Below are 21,362 nucleotides of genomic sequence, written 5' to 3' on the forward strand. Positions count from 1 at the left end.
ACTTACGGCGCCGCTGCCGTCCGGTGGCGGACCGGCACGTCGAGCTGCACGCCGCCGGTCCGTCGGCGACCACGGGGGTGCCCCGAGCCGCCGGTCCCGGTGTCGGTGGTCACCATGGAGGGGTGGACGGACCTTCGATCGACGTTCCGGGAGTCCTGGACGTCGGACCGACACCCCGGACGGCTCTTGCCTGGTTGCCGCCGGCGGAACTGTGGTGGGCCGTCCAGCGGATCAGGGCGGAGCACGATCCGCAGGTCCGCCGATGGCCGCCGCACGTCAACGTGCTGTTCGGCTTCGTCCCGGAGTCGGACTTCGGGTCCGCGCTCCCGCTGCTGGGCGCCGCCGCGGCCGAGCACGCCCCGTTCAGGGCGCGTCTGCACGGGGTGCGCCACTTCTCCCACCGCCACGACGCCACGGTCTGGCTCGATCCGGCGGCCGGCGGCCCCGGCCCGTGGCGGGCGCTGCACGACTCGCTGGTGGAACGCTTCCCCCGGTGCCGGGGTCGGGCGGACGACTTCACGCCCCACCTGTCCCTGGGGCGGACCCGGGACCCGCGCCGGCTCGCGCCCCAGCTGGCCGCCCGCCTGGGCACCACCTCTGCACGGGTCACCGAACTCACCCTCCTCTCCCGCCGGGGCGACGGCCCGATGCGAGCCCGGTTCACAGTCGAGCTGGGCACGGGCGAGGTCCGGCCGCTGCCGGATCTGCCGGATCTGCCGGACCTCGGGCCCGTGTGACGGTCCGGGCGTCCGCGAGGACAGCCGCGGGTGCGGGTGTCCGGCGGCCTCGCCGGCCCCTACACCCTCACGGCCCTCGCGGACCTCGCGGCGTCGTGCCGCAGGACGGGGCGCCACGACGAGGCCGTCGAAATCTCGGAGCGGGTCCTGCCGCTCCGCTCGCGCGTCCTCGGCTGGGACCACCCGGACACCCTGATCTCCGCCGGCAACCTCGTCAACGCCTACGCCACGGCGGGCCGCCCGGGGCAGGCCCTGAAGCTCTCCGAGGCCCTGCGGCCCCAACAGGAAAGCGTCTTCGGCCCGCACGACGACAGCACGCTGGCGGGGCGCCACGCCGTGGCACTGCTCCGCGTCCTCCGGGGAGTCCGTCCTCGCCGGGAATCCGGCGCGGGCCGCGAAGGACGCCGAGCTGGCCATCGAGGCGGTCGGCCCGCACCTGGAACCCAGGCTGCCGGCGCTGGACGAGGCACTGGAAGACGCCCACCGCCTCGCGGAGGCCGCCCGGGCCGCGCTGCGGGCATGCGACGGTGCGCCCGGTGCCGGCGCCGGTGCGTCGTCGCGTCGGCGCGGACACGCCGCCCGGTCGCCGGGCAAAGGCACGTCGGGAGGCAGGCCACCCGTTGGATGGTGGCCCGCCTCCCGACGGTTCGCGTACCGGCCTGCGGGCGCTTCCGGTCCCCGAGCCGGCGGGCAGGAGTCGGACGCGCTTGTCGGCGGGGCTACTTCACGTAGATGGTGGGATTGCCGATGACGCTGTAGCCGACGGGGCACTCGACCTTGTTGTAGTGCAGCCGCCAGACCACGCTGGGCTGGGGCTGGTCGGCTCCTCCGCTCCAGTGGGGATTCCCGTCGGTGCACTTGACGCCGATGCGGACGCGGAAGTTCTGGCACGAGAAGTGAGCACGGCCGCGGCCGCCGGAGAAGTCGGACCAGTAGCTTCCTCCGTTGGGGCAGCCGTAGCTCGCCGTTCCGGCCGGGTCCGGCATGGACGCGGCCCGGGCCGGAGCGAGAGGAAGCAGGGCGAGCCCGGCCGTCAACGCGGGAACGGCGCCGGCAGAGATCTTGCTGCGGACAGTGGTCAACACGGTGGTCTCCTCTGAGGTGAACTGTCACTCGGGCACGGGAGGATCACGCGGCGGACGGCGCCGTCCGGGCCCTCCCGACATCAGGACTCTGGTGGTGCGGGGCCGTCGGGCACCAGGCCACAAGGCGTCCGGGACAGTCCGGGACGGTCCGGGACAGGACGTCGCCCGTCCGGGGACCGTTCACTTGCACGTCAGGCCCTCGTGCCGGCGACCGGGGCGCGTGGACGTCCGGGGGAGAGCCACGTGTCGCCCCGCTCGAGGCCGCGCTCCCGCGGTCGTGAACGTCTCAATTCGCTGTGGCTGGAAGCCGGTTGCTCGGCGAGGATCGAGGCATGACTTCCCAGCCCCTGCCGGATCCCGCCCAAGCGCGGGACACGGCCCAGTTCGTCGCATGCCTTCGACAGCTCCGGGATCAGTCCGGACTGACCTACCGGGCGTTGGAGCGCCGCGCCGCAGAGTCCGGAACCGTGCTTCCGCGCAGCACGATCGCCGAGGCGCTGCGTCACGATCTGCTGCCACGGCCGGAACTTCTGGATGCCTTCGTGCGGGCGTGCGGCCACGGGGAGGATTCGGCTTCCTGGCTCGAAGCACGCGCCCGGCTGGCGTCCAGTGCCACCCGCGAGGCACCCGGTGACGCCGCCCCGGCCGGATCCGCCCCGCCGGAGCCGCCGGTTCCCGGTGCCCCGCCGACCGCGCGGCTCACACCCTCCCGTTCACGGCGGCTGCGGCGCGGCGCGGTTCCGAGCGTGGCCGTCCTGGCAGCCCTTGCCGTACTGGGCGTGGTGGCAGGCGGGATGGCGCTCATGGGCAAGGGTTCGGACTCCCCGGCCGTTCCCGCCGCCGGCCGTCCGGAGCGGGCGCCGCTCGCGGCGGGCGCGTACCTGATCCGGACCGCGGGTGCCCGTCTCTGCCTCGGGGAGTCCACGGCCCACGACAGCGGCGGCCGAGTCGGACAGTTCGACTGTCCAGGGAACGTACCCACCTACGTCCTGGATCCGGCGGGCGGCGGGCAGTACACGATCCGTTCGCTCCACCCCGTCCTGGGCCACGGTTGTCTGGGAGTGGACTCGGCCCTTCTCACCGACGGCGCCCACCTGATGAACGACTACTGCGGCCGGCGGGGCACCGCCGAACGGTTCCGGCTGCGCCCGTCTCCCGAAGGTGCCGGGAGCTACCTCATCCAGCCGGCGCACAGCAACGCGTGCGTCACCATCCCCGGAGGTATCGCCACCCCGGGCGTCCTCGCACGGCAACTCCCGTGCGCCACCCCGCCCACCGGGCAGAGCTTCACCTTCGAGTCCGTCCCCGCCCCGACCGGCATCCCGGACATCACGACCAACTGATCGATCCGATCCGACGCGCCTAGCCGCCGGGGTTGACGGTCCCGTGCGCGGTCAGTGCCCCAGCACGCCGCGGATCCAGCCGTCCACCGTGCCGGTCAGGTCGTGTTGCCCGGCCGCGTGGTCCGGCAGGAACGTGTGCACCGAGTCGCCGCTGTGGAACGTGCCGCGCTCGTCGAACTCCAGCACCACCTCGACCCGGTACGGGTCGGTGACGAAGGACAGCTCGATCTCGTTGCAGAGCCCGGCGATCCAGGCCTCCCACGACGCGCCGTGGAACGAGGCCAACGACTTCCACCCGTGGCGAGCCATCGTTCGCGAGCTGAGCGAGGACTGCTCGGCAGTAGCGAGCAGTACGGCAGCGACACCACCCCCATTGACTACGACGCCTGGCCGTTCAACCAGGCCCTGAGCGCGGCCCGAGCCGCCGGAACGCTGCGGGTTTACCGGCTGGGCTCGGCATGGAGCGGTACCACTATCTCGGTGAGCGGATGTCCTTCTGGATGCCTCGACGGCCAGCGGCGACTGTCCGCTGAATCGACGGTCCCACCTACCGGTCACGTGCTGGTCAGTGGACCGGATGTTGCTGGACCGGGCCAATCATGAGGGAGTGGGTGGTCGGGCCCGTGCAGTGCTCGGTCTTCCAGGGGAGGAACAGCGCGGCCGTCTGGTTCGGAGGGTAGATCCGTAGCCCCTCGGCGGGTGCGAGCCGGCACTGCGCCGGGTCGTACCCGCTCACGCCGTTGGCATCGTGCAGCACCGCGCCCGCCGTACCGTGCGGCGGCAGCGTGACCGTGGCGACCGTGCCTGGGGAGCGGTCAGCGGGGTTGCCCGACTGAATGCCGTTCTCGGCAACATACGACACGCCCGGGTAGCCGATCATCGTGCAGGCTGTGTCAGAGGTGTTCGTGAACACCAAGGTCGAATAGTACTGACCCGCGCCGAGGCTCACGTCGGTTTGCGCAACGGTCAGTCGGCTGGTCGCACACTCCTGAGGTCCAGCAGCGGGGACGGGGGCGCTGGGCGACGCGGTGGTGCCCGGCGGATCGGTGCTCGGCGGGGTAATCGTCGAGGGACTGCTGCTGGACGGCGCGGTCACATTGCCCGCGCTGCTGGAGCCATGGCCCGAACTGTCCGAACAGCTGGCCAGAGCCAGCACCGCAGCGGCCAGCACCGCGAAGGCTGTGACGACGGAAGGTGCTTGGTGGCGGTTCGAGTGGGTAGTCATCTCGCACACTCCCGTCGTGGAGTCGGGCCTCTCCCGTCGGCGCCCGGTCGCACTTCGAGCATGCGCCACAACGACGGGGTTGTCACGATCCGTTACGGCTTGTGTTGAGTCGGGTGGGACCGGGGCCGCCCAGCGAGACAAGACACGTGATCCGCAACCGGGTCACCGGAGCCTCGAGATCTCGGGAGGAGCCGGTGGCGAGGTGCTTTCGTGGGCGCCTCGTCGCCTGGCAGGGGCTGGGCGAGGTGCCGAGGATCTTGTTTCCTGGCTGGGGTCAGTCCTTCCGGCCACGTGCTGAGAACTCCGAGGCAGTGCCCGTCGTCCTGGCCGTCACGCGTACCCAGCTGTGTAGTTCCTTGGGGTGGTTTCGGGTCGTGATGACCGGTGTTCAGGCCGGCATGCTGTCATGATCGCTATTCCGGGGCGGACCTGATCGTTCGCGGCAAGGCGATCCAGATGAACGGCTTCGGGACACTGGAGGCAGGCCAGGAATTGCCGCTGGTCAAGTAGGGGGGGAGGCGGGCCCGGGGCCGTCGTACCTCGACCCCGGGTCGGGCGGCCCGGAGAACGACTTCACCAACCGCAACACCACCTTCATGACCTGGAACCAGCTCCACTTGGCCCGCATGCTCAAGGACGCCGGCGGCATCCCGGCCCACGGCAACGAGCGCTCCGAGTGGGACGCCGGCTGCCGCTTCGACTTCGAGAACCCCGAACACCGCTGAGTCGCCGGGCATTTGTGATCTCGGGCCGGAAGCCCGGCCGGGCTCGCGACGCTCCACCCAGGGCCCGGTCGGATGAGCCGACGACGCGACCGGGCGCCGCGTCGTCGACCACGCCTTACGCGTTCGGGTCCCAGGCGAAGAGCCGCTCGAAGATGCCCCGGTCGCCGTCGACCTTCACCGAGTCCAGCGGGGTGCGTCCGTAGAACCACAGGACCAGCTCACCGGCCGTGCCCCGGGCAGAGGCGTCGGCCGGGGCCTGGGCCTCGCCCTCGCCGGCAGCCGGGAGGCGGACCGCGCGGGCGCCATCTGCCTCGACCGTGAAGCGCCAGGAGCGGCCCTCGGTGGCGTGGTAGTCGACGACGGCCGGCTCGTGCGGCCAAACGCCCGACCACGCGCAGCAGGTGAACAGGAAGTCCTCGACGCCGTCCAGCGCCACCTCCGCCGGCAGCGGCTGCGCGGCGCCCACGGTGAGCTGGGCGTCATAGGTGTGCATCGCGATCTCCTGAAGCTGGTGCCGGGCGACGGCACCGCTGGTCCGCGGCGACTGCGAGGCGCCCCACCACGTCCAGCACTCGGCGTCCGGGCCGACCTCCCGCAGGGTGTCCAGCAGTTCCCGCGTCGACGCGGCCAGCCAGGCCACCAATGCCTCGCGCTCCCGGGGCGCCTGCGCCTCGGCGCGCGCCGCTATGGCCTCGGCCGGCGGGGCGTCGGCCGGGCCGGCCTCGACGACGGCGGCCCAGAACGGGCGGCCCGAGCCCAGGTGCTGCGCCAGGTCGAACAGCGTCCACTCGGGACAGGTCGGCACCTGCACGTCCAGGCTGGGAGCGGCGGCGATCGCGGCCCGGAAGGCCGTCGCCCGCTCGTCGATCAGTCGCAGCAGGTCAGGGAGTTCAAGGTTCTTCTGCACTACGACTGTCTATCACCGCACTCCGGCGGCCGAAAGCGAATTTCCCGGCCGCCGCCTGCCGACGCCGCCGCCCGAACCGCCGCCGACACCGAACCTCCTTGGAAACCACCGCAGTTCCCCATCGGCTTCACTCCAAGCTGGGGTTCGGAACTCGTCCACTCGGTACGCTCCCTGCGATCCGCGCTTCACTGTGCTCAGGCCCGCCATCGCGGTACCGGGGCAGGACCGCGACCCCGTCCGGCAGAGCCACCTGGTCGGGGGGAACCACGATCAGCTCCGTGTTCGTGCCCACGGCGGCCCGCACCAGCGCGTCTGCCGCACTCTCCTCCCAGTAGTAGCGGACACCGAAGACTTCGAGCTCCGCACCGGAAAGCGCGAGATCAGTCGGCGCCGCACCGGCCCACAGCGGCGGCAGGGCCGGCAGAGCGGGACTGATCAGCAGGGCGGCTGCCTGGCCGCGCTGAAGAGCCGCGACGGTAGCGGCCAGCCCCTCACTCGTGTCCTGGTCGCGGGCACGGCCGGCGAGGAAGGCATCGACTCGGTGCTGATCACGGTCGGCCAGCCGGTCGGCCATCAGCAGGCCGACCTCCTTCTCCAGGACTGCACGGCCGGGCTCGGGCCGGTGGTGGTCGGCCTCACGCAATCGGACGATCCGGCGTGCCAGACGGCCCGGGGCCAGGCGGATCAGCGTGTTCGCGGCCCAGGAGTCTCCGGCGATCACGACCAGTTCGGGGGTGTCGTCCGGAGCGGCGTCTGCCAGTTGGCCGAGGATCCGCCCGGCCTCCTGCGGCCAGCTGCCGAGCGGGATCCGCTGGTGGCCGGCGGCCGAGTTGACGCGGTTGTGCGGCCATCGGCCCACGTCGTGGTCGACCTCCAGCTCATCTTGGGCCTCAGCGTCGTGAGTCGGGTGGACGCGGTGGAGGGAGACGGCGGCGTACGGGATGTCCGGGGCGCGTTGGAGGAGCAGCGGCAGGACGTCGGGCAGCACGCCATAGCGGGCGGTGTCCCGGGCCGGCGGCTCCGGAAGGCGTTCGTCCAGCAGGATTCGTCCCGCGGATGCGAAGACGGCCTGTCCGTGTCGGCCCGTGACGTCCCGGTCTCTTCCGGCCCCCGCGACGACCGTGCCGATCGACTGGACGGTGTCCGTGTCGGCTTCATGGGCCACGAGGTTGTCCCGCAGGTGCCGCCATCGCAGTTCGATCGCCGGGTCCGGATCGTCGATGTCGCGGGAAGTGTCGAGATACACGGACGCGACGGGGGAGGCAGGCTCGTAGAGGCGGTGCAGGAACTGGGATTTCACGGTGTCCTCCCTTCGGTCATCCCTCGGTCATCGTCCTCGGAGCGGTTCGTCCAGGCGTCGCCGGAGTCCTCGAGGGCGACCCGGAGTCAGCACCGCCTCCAGCGCTGGTCAGATCCCCGGGACCGGGCCGGTGTAGACCAGCTCCGCCGCGGTGTGCTGCGCCCGGCGCAGGTGGGCGCAGGCGCGCTCGACCGCGGCAATGGCCTGACCCAGCTCGGACGCGACCTCCGCCTGCCGCTGAACGGGAGTCGGCGGGTCGGCGTAGACGGCCAGATGCTCCGGGTCGATCGCGTTCAGACCGGCGGCGAGCTGGTGCAGTGAACGCGGCAACTGCTCCAGCAGACCGGCCAGCGCGCCGATGGTGTGATGGACGTCCGTCGGATAGGGACAGGCGCCGGTCCGCACCGTGCACTCGTTGAGACGACGGACCTCATCGGCGGCTGCGACCGCGATCTCGCACGGTGTGCGATCCATGAGCATCACGCCACCTCCTTGATCTGCACCTCGATGCCGGCCGGTGCTCAGGCGTGGACCGGAACGCGCACCGGTCGGCCCCTGGCGCCGGGCCGGGACGGAGCCAGGCACACGGGCGGCCTCTCGGGCTCCGGCACCGCTCCGGGGGCTCCCTCATCGTGCTCCTGCGCCGCGACGGCGGCCCCGCTCATCGCCGCGCGCAGTTCGGCCACCGTTCGCGGCGCCTCGGTCGAATGGACCGCGACGCGCGTGAACGGCGAGGGCCGGTTCAGGTCGACGCTCACCACGACGTCCTTGGACGGACGCAGGGCCACGAAGTCCCGGCCGCCGGGATGCCGCCACACCCCCAGGCACAGCCGGCCGGGGACCAGCAGGCCGCTCTCGCGAACTCCGCGGACAACCCTCCACGGCTGCCTGGTGACCGTGACCTGCTCCACCGCCGTCAGCGGCACCCGCACCGGCCCAGACCGCGCCACGAGCCGCTCCCACCAGCGCAGCCGGACCACCAGGTCCGCGCCTTCGACCGTCAGCCTCGCCACCGCCTCACACCCCCTCTCCGGCGTCGGTGTCGACCTTCGCCCGGTCACCGTCCGGGTCAGGCGCACCGGCCTGCGCCGGCTGGGCGTGATCCCCCGCACCGAGCGGCGGCGCACCGTGCCGCTCCGGCCGGTGACCCGCGGCGTCCCCGATCGACAGACGCGGTGTACCGACCGGGCCCGGCGGCGTCGGAATGAGCCGGCGGGCGAGAACGCGTCCCACCCAGCGGCGCCCGCACTCGGGGCAGGGCGGTGCACCCTGGGGAGTGTACGGCGAGTCCACCACTACGCCGTCGCGGGAGAAGTACTCCCAGTCCCGTTCGTCGTCATCGCGGTAGTGCTGGACGTCGTAGTCCATGCTCCACTGGCGCCAGCAGTGGCCGCAGGTGAACTCCACGCGTTCCAGTGCCAGTTCCGTGATCACTGTCGACACCTCCTTCGTCGACGCGGTTCGCTGTCCGGCTCACGCAGTCGCTGCGGCGGCACGGCATCCAGCCGGGCCGTCCTGTGGACCGCCCCACCAGTCCGTATACCTCCAAACCGGTCGTCGACACAACCGCAGAACGAGGTTTCCTTGAAGCGGGCGTCCAGGTTGTCTCCAACATCACGATCCTTGAGCGGAGGCGGGCCAGGGGTGCATCCGGGCTGTGGCGGGCGGTCGGCCGGATCATCGAGGGGCGTGCGGTGCGGCTGCGGCAGGCTCGGCGATGTGGATGGTGAGGTGTCCTGCTTCGGCGTCGGCGGTGACGGTCGAGCCGTCGGCGATGTCGCCGGCGAGCAGGGCCCGGCCGATGCGGGTTTCGACTTCGCGCTGGATGAAGCGCCGCAGGGGCCGGGCCCCGTAGACGGGGTCGAATCCCTGGTCGGCGATGTGGCGGCGGGCCGCTTCGGTCAGGCGCAGGTCCAGGCGGCGGTCGGCGAGGCGGTGGCGCAGGTCCTCGGTCAGCAGGTCGACGACGCGTTCGATCTCGGGCAGGGTGAGTGGCTTGAAGAGGACGACGTCGTCGATGCGGTTGAGGAACTCGGGCCGGAAGTGGCGGCGCAGTTCGTCCATGACGGCGGCGCGGGCGCCTTCTTTGATCTCGCCGTCGGGGGTGACTCCGTCGAGGAGGTGGTGGGAGCCGATGTTGCTGGTCATGATGACCACGGTGTTGCGGAAGTCGACGGTGTGGCCCTGGGCGTCAGTGAGCCGGCCGTCGTCGAGCAGCTGTAGCAGTGTGTTGAAGACGTCCGGGTGGGCCTTCTCCACCTCGTCCAGCAGCACGACGCTGTAGGGCTTGCGGCGCACCGCTTCGGTGAGCTGGCCGCCCTCTTCGTAGCCGACGTAGCCGGGTGGGGCGCCGACGAGGCGGGAGACCGTGTGCCGCTCCTGGTACTCGCTCATGTCGAGGCGGACCATGTTGTCCTCGGTGTCGAACAGGGCTGCGGCCAGTGTGCGGGCGAGTTCGGTCTTGCCGACGCCGGTGGGGCCGAGGAAGAGGAAGGAGCCGATGGGCCTGCGGGGGTCCTTGACGCCGGAGCGGGCGCGGATGACGGCGTCGGCGACGAGTTGGACGGCTTCGTCCTGGCCGATGACGCGTTCGTGGAGGATCTCGTCCAGCCGCAGGAGCTTGTGCCGCTCGCCCTCCAGCAGGCGGCTGACGGGGATGCCGGTCCAGCGGGCGACGATGGCGGCGATCTCGTCGTCGGTGACGACCTCCCGCAGCAGCCGTCGCCCGCCCTGCTTGACGGCCAGCTGGTCCTCTTCCGCGCGCAGGCGGCGTTCGAGGTCGGGCAGGCGGCCGTGGCGCAGTTCGGCGGCGCGGTTGAGGTCGTAGGAGCGTTCGGCGTCCTCCGCCTGGGTGCGGACCTGTTCGATCTCCTCGCGCAGGGCCTGGACCTTGCGCAGGGCTTGGCGTTCCGATTCCCACTGGGCGCGCAGGGCGTCGGCCGCGGCGCGGGCGTCGGCCAGTTCGCTGCGCAGTTCGGACAGGCGGTTGCGGCCGGCGGGGTCGTCCTCCTTGGCGAGGGCGGCTTCCTCGATCTCCAGGCGGCGTACCCGGCGGGTGAGTTCGTCGAGTTCGGCGGGCATGGAGTCGATCTCGGTACGCAGCATGGCGCACGCTTCGTCGACGAGGTCGATGGCCTTGTCGGGTAGGAAGCGGTCGGAGATGTAGCGGTGGGAGAGGGTGACGGCGGCGACCAGGGCGCTGTCCTGGATCTTGACGCCGTGGAAGACCTCGAGGCGTTCGCGAAGGCCCCGCAGGATGGAGACGGCGTCCTCCTCGCTGGGTTCGTCGATCATCACGGGTTGGAAGCGGCGTTCGAGAGCGGCGTCCTTCTCGACGTGTTTGCGGTACTCGTCCAGGGTGGTGGCGCCGATCATGTGCAGTTCGCCGCGGGCGAGCATGGGCTTGAGCATGTTGCCGGCGTCCATGGAGCCTTCGGCCGCGCCGGCGCCGACGACGGTGTGCATCTCGTCGACGAACAGCAGGATGCGCCCGGCGGCGGCGGTGACTTCGTGGAGGACGGCCTTGAGGCGTTCCTCGAACTCGCCGCGGTACTTGGCGCCGGCGACCAGGGAGGCGAGGTCGAGGGCGAAGACGGTCTTGTCGCGCAGGCCCTCGGGGACGTCGCCGTGGGCGATGCGCTGGGCCAGTCCTTCGGCGATGGCGGTCTTGCCCACGCCCGGGTCGCCGATCAGCACGGGGTTGTTCTTCGTCTTGCGGGAGAGGATCTGCACGACGCGACGGATCTCCGCGTCACGGCCGATGACCGGATCGAGCTTGCCGGCGCGGGCCTCGGCGACGAGGTCGCGCCCGTACTTCTCCAGCGCCTCGTACGTGACCTCGGGCATGGCGGAGGTGACGCGCTGGTTGCCGCGCACGCCGGTCAGCGCGTTCAGGAAGCGCTCCCGGTTCAGGCCCTGGTCGTGCAGGATGCGCCCGGCGGCGCTGTCGGTGCCTTCCTGCAGCAGGGCGAGCAGGAGGTGCTCGACGGACACGTACTCGTCCTTGAGCCGTTCGGCCTCCTGTTCGGCGGTGTCCAGCAGGCGGGCCAGGCGCTGGGTGAGGAACACCTGCCCCGGCTGGGCGCCGGGGCCGGACACGCTCGGGCGGCGGGCGAGTGCGGCCTCCACTGCGGCGCGCACCTGGTCGGCGTCGGCTCCGGCGGAGGTGAGCAGCCGGGGGATCAGCCCGTCGGCCTGGTCGAGCAGGGCCAGCAGCAGGTGTTCACCGTCGACCTCGACGTGGCCGAAGCGCAGGGCCTTGGTCTGGGCGTCCTGCAGGGCTTCCTGGGATTTCTGCGTCAGCCGGTTCATGTCCACGGCGGAGTCATCTCCCGGTGGTGGGGCGTCGGGCGAGTGCGGCTTCGAGTCGGTCGATGCGGTCCAGCAGGTCGAGGACGACTCCGAGGGCGGCGTAGTTGAGGCCCAGGCCGGAGCGCAGGCGCTGGATGCGGGCCACCCGCCCCAGGTGGGTGGCGTCGAAGTACGGCTGACCGGCCGGACCGGTGCCGGGTTCCAGCAGGCCGAGTGCGACGTAGCGGCGCACCAGGTCGGGGTGCAGTCCGGTGGCGGCGGCGAACTCGCCCAGGGTGACGCCGATCCGGCGGACGCCGACCACGCGCACCAGCGGGTAACGGTCCGGGGTGTGCGTCATGTCCGATCAGCCCCTTCTCCTGCTGCTGTGGTGCGCTCGGGGATCGAAGCCGGATTCCTCGGCCAGGCGCCGGTACAGGTCGCGTTCGGCCGGGGCCGGCTCCGGCGGAACCATGATCTTCACTTCGGCGTACAGGTCGCCGGCCGGGCCGCGCGGGTTGGGCATGCCGCGTCCGCGCAGCCGCAGCCTGCGCCCGCTGGACGAACCCGGCGGCAGGTCCACTTTGGCCGGCCCGCCGGGGGTCTCGACCGGCACCGAGGCTCCCAGGGCGGCTTCCCACGGGGCGACCGGCAGGTCGACGGTGATGTCCCTGCCCTGGACGCGGTAGCGCGGATGCGGGGCCAGGCGCACGACCAGGTACAGGTCGCCGGCCTGTCCACCGCCGCTGGCCGCCCCGCCCTGCCCGGCCAGGCGGATGCGCTGCCCGTCGGTGACTCCACGCGGAATGTTGACCTCGTAACTGCGTTCTCCGGCTGCGGTGTCGAGCGTGATGCGGCGCCTGCCGCCGGTGTAGGCGTCTTCCACCGGGAGGGTGATCTCGGCCTCCTGGTCGGCGCCCGGCATCCGGCCGAAGCCGCCCGGGCCGCGGCCTGCGCCGCCGAACAGGTCCTCGAAGTCGGCCCCGGCGAAACCGCCCGCACCGAAACCGCCCGCACCGAAACCGCCCGCACCGAAGTCGCCCGCACCGAAGCCGCCCGCACCGAAGCCCTGGCCACCGCCGGTGTTCACGTACACCCGGCGGCCCCCGCCCGCCCCGCCCGCCCAGAACGGACCGCCCGGACCGGCCGTCGCACCCTCGCCCACCTGCTGCCACGCCGGTCCGAACCGGTCGTAGCGGGCCCTGCTGCCCGGGTCGGAGAGGACCTGGTACGCCTCGCTGATCTCCTTGAACCGCTCCTCGGCCCCCGGCTCCTTGTTGAGGTCCGGATGCCAGCGGCGCGCCAGACGGCGGTACGCGTTCTGGATCTCCTCGCCGCCGGCCTGCCGGGAGACCCCCAGCACGTCGTAGTAGTCACGGTTCGATGCCATGGAGCCCGCTCACTCCTGCGCTTTCGCGGCCACCGACACCACCGCCGGGCGCAGCAGTCCGTTGTCGCTGTCGTAACCGGCGCGCAGCACCTCGAGGATGCTGCCCGGTGGGGCGCTCGAGTCGGGGCGGACCTGGGCGGCCTCGTGCCGGGCCGGATCGAAGGGCTCACCGGGTTCGGCGATCCGCCGGTACCCGAGCTGCTCGAGCACCGCGTACGCCTGGCGGCACACGGCCTGGACCCCGGCGACGATGCTGTGCGGATCGGCCGCGGCATGGTGCAGCGCGAGCTCCAGGTGGTCCAGGACCGGCAGCCACGCGGCGGTCACCCGGTCGCGTTCGACTTGGCCTGCCTGCGCCAGCTCGCGCTCGTAGCGCTTGCGGAGGTTCTGCGTCTCCGCCACGGCCCGCTGCCAGCGGTCCCGCAACTCCTCGACGTCCAGTTCCGGCAGCACCGGAACACCCGCGGGTCGCTCGGTCGGCCCTCCGGTGGCGGGCGCCTCGACGCCACCGGGCGTGGCGTCGTCCGCCGGCCCGCCCTGTCCGGCCGGCTCGGCGCCGACCGGGTCCTCAGCCCGCCGCGCGGGCTCTCGTGCCTCGTCGCTCATCGGGACATCACCCCACAGCCCGCCTCATCGGGTCGCTTCCCACCTGGATCAGCCGGGCCTGAACTCGGCGTCGATCACGTCGTCATCGCCGCCCGGCGGGCGCCCGCCCGCGGGCCCGCCCTGCGCCGAACCGCCGTCCGGCCCGCCACCGGAGGCTGCGAGGCCGTGCAGCACCTGCTGCAGGTCTCCGGTCAGGGAACGCACCCGCTCCAGCGGCGCCTCCTCCTTGACGGCCTGCCGCGCGTCCGCCACCAGCGCCTCGGCCCTGGCCTTGTCGTGCACCGCGACCACGTCCCCCAGCTCGGCGAGCCGCCGCTCCACCTGGTAGGCGACGCTGTCGAGTTCGTTGCGCGCCTCCACCAGCTCCCGGATGCGGGAGTCCTCGGCCCGGTTGCGCTCGGCCTCCTCGACCATCTTCTGCACCTCGGACTCCTCCAGCGTCCCGCTGCCGGAGACGGTGATGCTCTGCTGGGCGCCGGTGTCCTTGTCCTTCGCGGACACGTTCAGGATGCCGTTGGCGTCGATGTCGAACGTCACCTCGATCTGGGGCACGCCGCGGGGCGCGGCCCGGATGTTCTCCAGCCGCACCCGGCCCAGCACCCGGTTGTCGGCGGCCCGCTCGCGCTCGCCCTGCAGCACGACCACGTCCACGGCCGGCTGGTTGTCCTCGGCGGTGGTGAACGTTTCGCTGCGCCGGGTCGGAATGGTGGTGTTGCGCTCGATCAGTCTGGTCATCAGCCCGCCGAGCGTCTCCACGCCCAGGGACAGCGGCGTGACGTCCAGCAGCAGGACGTCCTTGACCTCGCCCTGGAGCACCGCGGCCTGCACGGCCGCGCCGAGAGCCACGACCTCGTCCGGATTGACGGACATGTTCGGGTCCTTGCCGCCGGTCAGGCGGCGCACCAGCGCCTGCACCGCCGGGATCCGGGTCGACCCGCCGACCAGGATGACCTCGTCCAGGTCATCAGCGCTCACCTTGCCGTCCGCCATCGCCTGCCGCACCGGGCCCATGCACCGCTCCACCAGATCGGCGGTGAGCTGTTCGAAGGCGGCCCGGGAGACCGTGGTCGTCAGGTGCTTGGGCCCGGAGGCGTCCGCCGTGACGAACGGCAGGTTGATCTGCGTCTGCGCGGTGGCCGACAGCTCCACCTTCGCCTTCTCGGCCGCCTCGTAGAGCCGCTGCAGCGCCTGCGGGTCACGCCGCAGATCGATGCCGTTCAGCCGCTTGAAGTCGTCCGCCAGATGGTCCACCAGGCGCCGGTCGAAATCGTCACCGCCCAGGTGTGTGTCACCGGCGGTCGACCGCACCTCCACCACGCCGTCGCCCACGTCCAGAATGCTGACATCGAACGTGCCGCCGCCCAGGTCGAAGACCAGCACCGTCTCGTGCCGCTTCTTGTCCAGCCCGTACGCGAGCGCTGCCGCGGTCGGCTCGTTCACGATCCGCAGCACCTCCAGCCCCGCGATCCGGCCGGCGTCCTTCGTCGCCTGCCGCTGCGCGTCGTTGAAGTACGCGGGCACCGTGATCACGGCCTGCGAGACCTTCTCGCCCAGCTGCTTCGACGCGTCCTCCGCGAGCTTGCGCAGCACCGCGGCCGACACCTCCTCCGGGGCGTACGACTTGCCCCGCACCGAGAACCGTGCCGCGTCCTCCGGACCCGCCACCACCTCGTACGAGACCTGTTCCGCCTCCGTGCCCACCTCGGCGAAGCGGCGGCCGACGAACCGCTTCGCGGAGTACACCGTGCCCTGAGGGTTCAGCACCGCCTGCCGGCGCGCCATCTGCCCCACCAGGCGCTCCCCGGTGTCGGTGAACGCCACCACCGACGGCGTCGTCCGCCCGCCCTCCGCGTTGGTGATCACCCTCGGCTGCCCGCCCTCGTACACGGCGATCACCGAGTTCGTCGTTCCCAGATCGATGCCCACAGCCTTCGCCATCGCCCTGCCTCCGCGTTGGACCGCCACCCCGGCGTGGTGGACCGACTGCACGGCACGTCCCGCCGGGAGCCTTGCACTGCGCCTTTCCCTGCGATACCCACCCAAACCGGTCCGCTCCGCCGAACCGGCGCGGAAGGGCGGCAGGTTGACCTGAGCCTGGTCTTGTCAAGTCTCCTGCGCCGAGGTATATCAGAAATGTCGGGCAATACCACCCGACAGCAGCAGTCGAGATCCGAGGAGGCGAAGCACGATGCTGCTGCAGAGTGATCCCTTCCGTGCACTGGACCGTGTCACCCAGGAGCTCTTCGACGCCGGGCGGCGCCTGCCGGCGGTGCCGATGGACGCCTGGCGGGAGGACGGCGAGGTGTGGGTCACCTTCGACCTGCCCGGTGTCGATCCCGACTCCGTCGACGTGCAGGTCGACAACGGGGCACTGACCGTGACCGCCGAGCGCAAGCCGGCGTACGGGGACGACGCCCAGGTCCTGATCTCCGAGCGACCGGTCGGCACGTTCACCCGCCAGCTCTCCCTCGGGGAGGCACTCGACACCGAACACATCGAGGCCGCCTATGAGGCGGGTGTGCTGAAGCTGCACATCCCGGTAGCCGAGCAGGCCAAGCCTCACAAGATCGAAATCAAGGGCGGCAAGAAGGAACTGCGGTCCTGACCGACCGTCCGGTGCTGGAGTCTCTGCAGGCGGACGCCGCGGGGACTCCACGAGCCGGGAGCGGGACGTCCCCGGGGAGTGGCCCTGCTCGGCGCGGACGACCTGCTGCCGGCCCGGCTGCTCCGGCCCCGGCCGAGCTCGGTCCGGATGCGGCTGCCGTCCGGCGAGGAGTCGGCCGAGCTGGTCGACCGGGTGGTCGCCGAGCCGGACGCGCCGCCGGTCAGCCGGGACCTGATGACCGGCGAGCTGGTCGCCCGCGACTCCTCCTGACCGCGGGACCCGGGGGCGGGGGCTGAGGGAGCTGCGGAGCCGCGGCCGAGCGCGCGACCGGGGCCCGGGCCGGCAGCGGTTCTGCCGACCCGGGCCCCGAGGTGTCCTCAGCGCGCCGACAGGCGCGGGGTGCGCGGCGGTTCCGTCCGGCGGCTGCCGGTCGCCTCGAAGGCGGCGCCGAGGGCCAGCAGGGCGTTGTCGTCATAGGCGCGGCCCGCGAAGGTCAGGCCGACCGGCATGCCGGTGTCCGCCATGGTGCCCATGGGGACGGTGACCGTCGGGATGCCGAGATGGCGGGGGACCAGGTTGCCGTTGGCGACCCAGACGCCGTTGCGCCAGCCGAGGTCGGCGGACGCCTCGGAGACGTCCATGTCGGCGGGCGCCACGTCGGCGACGGCGGGGAACACCACCGCGTCCAGGCCCAGTCCGTCCATCCACAGCTCCAGGTCGACCCGGCGGGTCTCCTCCAGCCCGCGCAGCCCCTGCTCCAGGTGCGGCATGTCGGTGAAGGACGCGTACGGGCGCTCCCGCACGAAGCGCGGGTAGTCGCCGATCGAGTCGTCGAAGTTGTCGTAGCGGTCGGGGAGTTCACCCTCGTGCTTGGGGAAGATGCGGTCGCCGTCGACCTCGGCCAGGGTGGCGAGCGCAGGGTCGCCGTTGGCGCGCAGGAAGTCGTCCCAGGCCCAGGCGGAGAGGTCCTCGATCTCCACGGCGAGGTAGTCACGGCCGACCAGGCCGCGGGTGAACAGCGAGGGCGCGCCGGGGCGGTCGGACTCGTAGTTGGTCACGACCGGGAAGTCGACCTCGACGACCTCGGCGCCGGCCGCCTCCAGGTCGTGGCGGGCGGCGTCCCACAGGTCGATCACCGAGGGGCGGGTGTCGATCCGCAGGCCGGTCGGCCCGCCGATGCCGCCCTCGGGGTTGGTGCCGGCGTCGGGATCTGCGTTGATGTACATCCGGGGGACACCGACGCGCTTGCCGGCCAGCGTGGCGCGCGCCGCCGCCGGGTCGGCGGGTGCGAGCGCCGGGTACGAGGCGGGGCGCACCTGCGACGCGGCGGGGATCGGCACCCACGGCTGGGAGCGCCAGAGGTCGCCGCGGGTCTCCGGGTCGTCGCCGACCACGACGTCGAGCAGTTCGAGCAGGTCGGCCATGGTGCGGGTGTGCGGGACGACGACGTCCATGGTCGGTACGAGCGGCCAGTTGCCGCGCACCGAGATGACGCCGCGGCTGGGGGTGTAGGCGCACAGCGCGTTGTTGGAGGCGGGCGCCCGGCCCGAGGACCAGGTCTCCTCGCCGAGGCCGAAGGCGCCGAAGGACGCGGCCGTCGCGGTGCCGGAGCCGTTGGAGGAGCCGGAGCCGTAGGCGCTGGTGAGCCAGTCGGCGCTGTACGGGCTCTCCGCGCGGCCGTACACGCCGCGCTGCATGCCGCCGTTGGCCATCGGCGGCATGTTGGTCAGGCCGATGAGGACGGCCCCGCCGGCGCGCAGCCGCTCGATGGCGAAGGCGTCGCGCTGGGCGACGAGGTGCTCGAAGGCCGGCGAGCCGGCCGCGGCGGTCAGGCCCTTGGCGAGGTAGCTGTCCTTGGCGGTGTACGGGATGCCGTCCAGCGGGCCGAGGGTCTCGCCGCGCGCGCGGCGGGCGTCGGAGGCCTCGGCCTCGGCACGGGCGTCCGGGTTCATCACGACCATCGCGTTGAGCGCGGTGGCGGTGCCCGGCCGGTCGTACGCCTCGATCCGCGCGAGGTAGGCGTCGAGCAGGCCGACCGCGGTGGTCTCGCCCTTCTCCAGCGCCGTGCGCAGCTCGGCGATACCGGTCTCCACAACATCGAATCCGCGCGTCATGCGGGTGTCTCCTGGATGGTCGGGTCGGGGTGACGAACCGCCGGTCGGGCGGTTCGCGGTCGGGATGCGTCCGGTCGTACGGCCGGGTGCAGAGATCGGCAGCTGGTGCTGGAACGTTCCAGCGCTTGCACCTTACGTACTGCTGGAACGTTCCAGCAAGGCGCGGGAGCCGGGATGGGGATCGGTGCGGGGCTGGGTCTAGACTTCCGGGCTGTGACCAGCCGCTCCGTGACCCTGATCGACGTGGCCCGGGCGGCCGGGGTGTCCAAGAGCACCGCCTCCAACGCGCTGGGCGGCTCCGGCCGTGTCTCCGGAACCACGCGGGAGCGGATCCGGGAGGTGGCCCGGGAGCTCGGCTACCGGCCGAACACCGCGGCGCGCAGCCTGCGTCGTTCCAGCACGGGCGCGATCGGGCTGCACCTGCCGCGCACCGCGACCCGCCTGGACTACTACATGAACCTGGCGTTCGGCGCGGTCGAGCGGGCCAGGGAGGACGGTCTGGACCTCGTCCTGCTGGCCCCCGGCACGGCATCCGGCGGCAGGCTCGCCTCCCGGGTCGACGGCCTGCTGGTGATCGACCCCGAGGTCGACGACCAGACCGTGCCGGACCTGCTGAACGCGGGGGTGCCGGTCGTCACCGGCGAGCGCCACCTCGGCGGGGGAGCCGCGCCGAGCGGCGCGGTGGTGTGCGACAACGCGGCCTCGCTGCTCGCCCTGCTGGACCACCTCGCCGAGCGCGGCGCCCGCCGCCCGGCGCTGCTGGTGCCCGGCCCGGCTTCGGACTGGGCGGCGGCGCTGCGGCGCGCCGCGCGCACCTGGAGCCGCCGGGAGGGCGCCGAGGTGATCGTGCGGACGGTGCCGTTCGCGGCGACGCCGGCCGAAGTCGAGGCCGTCACCGCGGACCTGGTCGCCGGCATCCCGGGCCTGGACGCGGTGGTCAGCGCCCCCGACGGCGCGGTGGTCGGGGTGCTCGCGGCCGCGGCGCGGGCCGGCCTGCGCCCAGGAACCGATCTGCTGGTGGCGGCGTGTGTCGACGGCGCCGCCGCACGCGGATCCAGCCCGCAGGTGACGGCGGTCGACCTGCGGCCCGCGGACTACGGTCGGGCCTGTGCGGCCCTTCTCGCTGACCTGTTGGCCGGGACGGCCGAGCCCGGCACCGTCCGTCGCCAGGACTGGACGCTGAACGTCCGGGCGTCCACGGCCGGCCGGGCCTGACACCGGTTCACGCGCCCCGTCGAGCCATGGGTGCGGGGGCATGGGGTGAGCACGGACCGGAGCAGCGCCAGGGCACCGAATCCGGGTCCCGCAGGGCCCCGCCCCACCGGAAGGGCGCGGCGCGTACGCGCGCTGCCACGGTCTGCCCGGCGCTCGACGCCGTGTCATGTCTGCTGTGCGCGGGAGTGGTGGCAGCGGGTCCTGGCGCAGCCGCTCGGTGTCACCGCGGGGGCGGGGCCGCCGCTGTCAGAGGCCGCTCCTACAGTGAGGCCCATGGGACTTTCGATATCCGTGGGACTCCTCTACGACCAGGCTCGCAATGACGCCGAGGGGCTCGAATACCACCGCTCGGCCTTCGCCCGCCTCGGCCGGGCGCTCAAGGCGGAGGAGATCAGCTGGCAGGAGCCGGAGATGACCGATCCGCCTCGAACCCGCACCTTCTCCGGCGGCTTCCCCTACGGGTACCTGACCCAGCTGCGCCGCATTCTGGTGCTCACGGACCTCGGTGAACCCGTCACGTCGGCTCTGGAGGTCAGTGAGCGCCAGTACGAGCTCGACTGCGAGAAGGTTCGGGACGAGATGACGAGGTTCGATTCTCATCTGCTCTGCCATTCCGACAGTGCCGGCTACTACGTGCCGGTCGACTTCGAGGACCCGCTCTTCCTTCCCGACGAGGCGGAAGTCGAGGGCGCCGGAATCGTCGGCTCCAGTCAGCGCCTGCTGGCTGAACTTTCGGGCATGGCGTCGTCGATCGGCATCCACCTTGACGACAAGGGCGTTCCCTTCGTGACGGGGGAGGCCGGGGTGACCGCGGATCCCACGACGGACGAACCGTTCGAGACTGAGCGTTTCGCCTGGCACCAGCTCCACCGGGCATGCCTGGCGAGCATCGCCGGCGGCCATGCCATCGTGTTCCACTGACTCTTCGCCGGTACCACTTCGGCACCGGCTTCGGCACCGAGGCCCGACCGTCACATATCGATCACGGTCTCGGGGAGTACGGGACCCTCGGCGGTGTGGTGGTCCGCGCGTCACGGAAGGCGGTCAGCGTTTCCTCCGGGGGACGGCGGCGTCACGCGGCCTGGAGGTCCTTCGCCGCGTCCTTCGAGAGGCTGACCCTCACCAGAGCGGCGGCCAGTCTCGCGAGGTCCTCCGGCGGCACCAGGTCGCCGAGACCGCGGGGCGTGTGCGGCAGACCGAGGTCCTTCGCCGTGCCGCACGCCCGGTCGTCGAAGAACGGGCGCAGCTGCGGCCAGACCGTCTGGGCCTCCCGGCAGAAGATGTCCGCGCCGACCGGGCCGATCCTCGGAACCTCCCGCAGCAGGTCGCGCAGGGCGTCCGGGTCGCCGTCGGCCTCCTCCCGCATCCGGCGCAGGTCGCCGTGCCAGCGGTCGAGCACCAGCTGAGCCCCTTCGCCGAGAGCGGTGGCGGTGCTCTCGTCGTACCGCACGTAGTGGGCGCGGCCCAGCGCGTCCACGCGGTCCTGCCAGTCGGAGTCGGCCATCGCCCGGGGTGTCCGCAGGCCCGCCCGGAACAGCTCCCGGGCGGCGGCGGTGGCCGTGTCGGCCTTGATGCGGATCGAGCAGAGCACCGTGAGCACCAGCAGTTGGTACAATGGCGCGGGCTTGTCGCGCAGCGTGATGCCGGCCTCCTCGGCGTACGTCCGGCCGTGTTCGGACAGCAGCCGGGAGGTGATCGTGTCGACTGTCATCGCCCTGGTACCTCGCCTTCCGTGAAGCCCCGCAGTGCTGCGGCTGCCCCGAATCCGCGCCCCCAAGCCGAACGTGTCGGGCGATGTCGGCAAGGTAGGCGCGGCGACG

22 protein-coding genes and 2 pseudogenes are annotated in these 21,362 nt (G+C 72.2%); 9 read left to right on the forward strand and 15 right to left on the reverse strand.

The genetic code is table 11. The annotated features are described in order from the left end of the window. Positions 1-122: 122 nt before the first annotated feature. Together ACWDBE_RS17635 and ACWDBE_RS17640 are read left to right on the forward strand one after the other, a co-directional pair. Positions 123-737: a 2'-5' RNA ligase family protein gene (locus ACWDBE_RS17635; protein WP_449808476.1), complete on the forward strand. Its 615-nt coding sequence runs from the start codon at positions 123-125 to the stop codon at positions 735-737. A gap of 36 nt (positions 738-773) precedes the next feature. Then, positions 774-1,469, forward strand: coding sequence for a tetratricopeptide repeat protein (locus tag ACWDBE_RS17640; RefSeq protein WP_449808528.1), 696 nt, complete (start codon positions 774-776; stop codon positions 1,467-1,469). Here the strand turns inward: ACWDBE_RS17640 and ACWDBE_RS17645 are convergent. Next, positions 1,457-1,822, reverse strand: coding sequence for a hypothetical protein (locus ACWDBE_RS17645; RefSeq protein WP_449808477.1), 366 nt, complete (start codon positions 1,820-1,822; stop codon positions 1,457-1,459). The two genes, ACWDBE_RS17640 and ACWDBE_RS17645, sit on opposite strands and share 13 nt — an antisense overlap. 332 nt (positions 1,823-2,154) lie before the next feature. Here ACWDBE_RS17645 and ACWDBE_RS17650 point away from each other — a divergent pair. Both ACWDBE_RS17650 and ACWDBE_RS17655 read left to right on the forward strand, forming a co-directional pair. Beyond that, positions 2,155-2,379: pseudogene (locus ACWDBE_RS17650) on the forward strand (helix-turn-helix domain-containing protein); the annotation flags it as partial. Positions 2,380-2,568: 189 nt separating this feature from the next. After that, positions 2,569-3,165, forward strand: a complete 597-nt coding sequence (locus ACWDBE_RS17655; protein WP_449808531.1) for an RICIN domain-containing protein — start codon at positions 2,569-2,571, stop codon at positions 3,163-3,165. A 51-nt stretch (positions 3,166-3,216) separates the two neighbouring features. Here ACWDBE_RS17655 and ACWDBE_RS17660 read toward each other — a convergent pair whose 3' ends face one another. Both ACWDBE_RS17660 and ACWDBE_RS17665 read right to left on the reverse strand, forming a co-directional pair. Next, on the reverse strand, positions 3,217-3,474 hold the full coding sequence (locus tag ACWDBE_RS17660) for a hypothetical protein (RefSeq protein ID WP_449808478.1): 258 nt from the start codon (positions 3,472-3,474) through the stop codon (positions 3,217-3,219). 256 nt (positions 3,475-3,730) lie between these two features. Continuing rightward, positions 3,731-4,390 carry a DUF4232 domain-containing protein gene (locus ACWDBE_RS17665; protein WP_449790921.1) on the reverse strand — a complete coding sequence of 220 codons (660 nt, stop codon included), beginning with the start codon at positions 4,388-4,390 and terminating at the stop codon, positions 3,731-3,733. Positions 4,391-4,887: 497 nt separating this feature from the next. Between ACWDBE_RS17665 and ACWDBE_RS17670 the strand changes: the two are divergent. After that, positions 4,888-5,115: pseudogene (locus tag ACWDBE_RS17670) on the forward strand (flavodoxin family protein); the annotation flags it as partial. A 115-nt stretch (positions 5,116-5,230) separates the two neighbouring features. Here ACWDBE_RS17670 and ACWDBE_RS17675 read toward each other — a convergent pair. The 10 genes from ACWDBE_RS17675 to dnaK all read right to left on the reverse strand — a co-directional run bounded on the left by ACWDBE_RS17675 (position 5,231) and on the right by dnaK (position 15,546). Continuing rightward, the gene (locus ACWDBE_RS17675; RefSeq protein ID WP_449808479.1) at positions 5,231-6,022 is read right to left on the reverse strand and encodes a maleylpyruvate isomerase family mycothiol-dependent enzyme; all 792 of its coding nucleotides are present in this window, start codon (positions 6,020-6,022) and stop codon (positions 5,231-5,233) included. Between the two features lie 127 nt (positions 6,023-6,149). Beyond that, a complete protein-coding gene (locus ACWDBE_RS17680) occupies positions 6,150-7,322 on the reverse strand; it encodes a baeRF2 domain-containing protein (protein WP_449790923.1) in 1,173 nt (390 codons plus the stop codon). Positions 7,323-7,430: 108 nt separating this feature from the next. Further along, positions 7,431-7,796, reverse strand: coding sequence for a hypothetical protein (locus ACWDBE_RS17685; protein ID WP_449790924.1), 366 nt, complete (start codon positions 7,794-7,796; stop codon positions 7,431-7,433). Between the two features lie 47 nt (positions 7,797-7,843). After that, positions 7,844-8,335, reverse strand: a complete 492-nt coding sequence (locus ACWDBE_RS17690; protein WP_449790925.1) for a hypothetical protein — start codon at positions 8,333-8,335, stop codon at positions 7,844-7,846. 4 nt (positions 8,336-8,339) lie between these two features. Then, positions 8,340-8,756, reverse strand: a complete 417-nt coding sequence (locus ACWDBE_RS17695) for a hypothetical protein (protein ID WP_449790926.1) — start codon at positions 8,754-8,756, stop codon at positions 8,340-8,342. 243 nt (positions 8,757-8,999) lie between these two features. Further along, a complete protein-coding gene (clpB, locus tag ACWDBE_RS17700; RefSeq protein WP_449790927.1) occupies positions 9,000-11,639 on the reverse strand; it encodes an ATP-dependent chaperone ClpB in 2,640 nt (879 codons plus the stop codon). Between the two features lie 7 nt (positions 11,640-11,646). After that, positions 11,647-11,973, reverse strand: coding sequence for a chaperone modulator CbpM (locus tag ACWDBE_RS17705; RefSeq protein ID WP_449790928.1), 327 nt, complete (start codon positions 11,971-11,973; stop codon positions 11,647-11,649). A 6-nt stretch (positions 11,974-11,979) separates the two neighbouring features. Then, entirely contained in the window at positions 11,980-13,002 is a 1,023-nt protein-coding gene (locus tag ACWDBE_RS17710; protein ID WP_449790929.1) for a DnaJ C-terminal domain-containing protein, read from the reverse strand. A gap of 9 nt (positions 13,003-13,011) precedes the next feature. Continuing rightward, a complete protein-coding gene (locus ACWDBE_RS17715) occupies positions 13,012-13,608 on the reverse strand; it encodes a nucleotide exchange factor GrpE (RefSeq protein ID WP_449790930.1) in 597 nt (198 codons plus the stop codon). Between the two features lie 48 nt (positions 13,609-13,656). Beyond that, positions 13,657-15,546 carry a molecular chaperone DnaK gene (gene dnaK / locus ACWDBE_RS17720; RefSeq protein WP_449790931.1) on the reverse strand — a complete coding sequence of 630 codons (1,890 nt, stop codon included), beginning with the start codon at positions 15,544-15,546 and terminating at the stop codon, positions 13,657-13,659. A 250-nt stretch (positions 15,547-15,796) separates the two neighbouring features. Between dnaK and ACWDBE_RS17725 the strand changes: the two genes are divergently transcribed. Together ACWDBE_RS17725 and ACWDBE_RS17730 are read left to right on the forward strand one after the other, a co-directional pair. Continuing rightward, positions 15,797-16,213 (forward strand): Hsp20/alpha crystallin family protein, encoded by a 417-nt coding sequence (locus ACWDBE_RS17725; RefSeq protein WP_449790932.1) that lies wholly within the window; start codon positions 15,797-15,799, stop codon positions 16,211-16,213. A 78-nt stretch (positions 16,214-16,291) separates the two neighbouring features. Beyond that, the gene (locus tag ACWDBE_RS17730; protein ID WP_449808480.1) at positions 16,292-16,483 is read left to right on the forward strand and encodes a hypothetical protein; all 192 of its coding nucleotides are present in this window, start codon (positions 16,292-16,294) and stop codon (positions 16,481-16,483) included. A 107-nt stretch (positions 16,484-16,590) separates the two neighbouring features. Here the strand turns inward: ACWDBE_RS17730 and ACWDBE_RS17735 are convergent, their stop codons facing one another. Then, positions 16,591-18,327 carry an amidase gene (locus tag ACWDBE_RS17735; RefSeq protein WP_449790934.1) on the reverse strand — a complete coding sequence of 579 codons (1,737 nt, stop codon included), beginning with the start codon at positions 18,325-18,327 and terminating at the stop codon, positions 16,591-16,593. Between the two features lie 213 nt (positions 18,328-18,540). Here ACWDBE_RS17735 and ACWDBE_RS17740 point away from each other — a divergent pair, with 213 nt between their 5' ends. Together ACWDBE_RS17740 and ACWDBE_RS17745 are read left to right on the forward strand one after the other, a co-directional pair. After that, the gene (locus tag ACWDBE_RS17740) at positions 18,541-19,542 is read left to right on the forward strand and encodes a LacI family DNA-binding transcriptional regulator (RefSeq protein ID WP_449808481.1); all 1,002 of its coding nucleotides are present in this window, start codon (positions 18,541-18,543) and stop codon (positions 19,540-19,542) included. A gap of 273 nt (positions 19,543-19,815) precedes the next feature. Beyond that, entirely contained in the window at positions 19,816-20,463 is a 648-nt protein-coding gene (locus tag ACWDBE_RS17745) for a hypothetical protein (RefSeq protein ID WP_449808482.1), read from the forward strand. Positions 20,464-20,614: 151 nt separating this feature from the next. Here ACWDBE_RS17745 and ACWDBE_RS17750 read toward each other — a convergent pair whose 3' ends face one another. Next, positions 20,615-21,253 carry an endonuclease gene (locus tag ACWDBE_RS17750; RefSeq protein WP_449808483.1) on the reverse strand — a complete coding sequence of 213 codons (639 nt, stop codon included), beginning with the start codon at positions 21,251-21,253 and terminating at the stop codon, positions 20,615-20,617. Positions 21,254-21,362: the final 109 nt, after the last annotated feature.

This window comes from Kitasatospora sp. NPDC001132 (assembly GCF_053598415.1).

What these genes read in the sequence shown, in the direction of transcription:
- ACWDBE_RS17685 (WP_449790924.1), bottom strand. Translation starts at nt 7,796, where the DNA reads ATGGATCGCACACCGTGCGAGATCGCGGTCGCAGCCGCCGATGAGGTC.
- ACWDBE_RS17660 (WP_449808478.1), bottom strand. Translation starts at nt 3,474, where the DNA reads ATGGCTCGCCACGGGTGGAAGTCGTTGGCCTCGTTCCACGGCGCGTCG.
- ACWDBE_RS17750 (WP_449808483.1), bottom strand. Translation starts at nt 21,253, where the DNA reads ATGACAGTCGACACGATCACCTCCCGGCTGCTGTCCGAACACGGCCGG.
- ACWDBE_RS17745 (WP_449808482.1), top strand. Translation starts at nt 19,816, where the DNA reads ATGGGACTTTCGATATCCGTGGGACTCCTCTACGACCAGGCTCGCAAT.
- ACWDBE_RS17665 (WP_449790921.1), bottom strand. Translation starts at nt 4,390, where the DNA reads ATGACTACCCACTCGAACCGCCACCAAGCACCTTCCGTCGTCACAGCC.
- ACWDBE_RS17705 (WP_449790928.1), bottom strand. Translation starts at nt 11,973, where the DNA reads ATGACGCACACCCCGGACCGTTACCCGCTGGTGCGCGTGGTCGGCGTC.
- ACWDBE_RS17725 (WP_449790932.1), top strand. Translation starts at nt 15,797, where the DNA reads ATGCTGCTGCAGAGTGATCCCTTCCGTGCACTGGACCGTGTCACCCAG.
- ACWDBE_RS17715 (WP_449790930.1), bottom strand. Translation starts at nt 13,608, where the DNA reads ATGAGCGACGAGGCACGAGAGCCCGCGCGGCGGGCTGAGGACCCGGTC.
- ACWDBE_RS17735 (WP_449790934.1), bottom strand. Translation starts at nt 18,327, where the DNA reads ATGACGCGCGGATTCGATGTTGTGGAGACCGGTATCGCCGAGCTGCGC.
- dnaK (WP_449790931.1), bottom strand. Translation starts at nt 15,546, where the DNA reads ATGGCGAAGGCTGTGGGCATCGATCTGGGAACGACGAACTCGGTGATC.
- ACWDBE_RS17710 (WP_449790929.1), bottom strand. Translation starts at nt 13,002, where the DNA reads ATGGCATCGAACCGTGACTACTACGACGTGCTGGGGGTCTCCCGGCAG.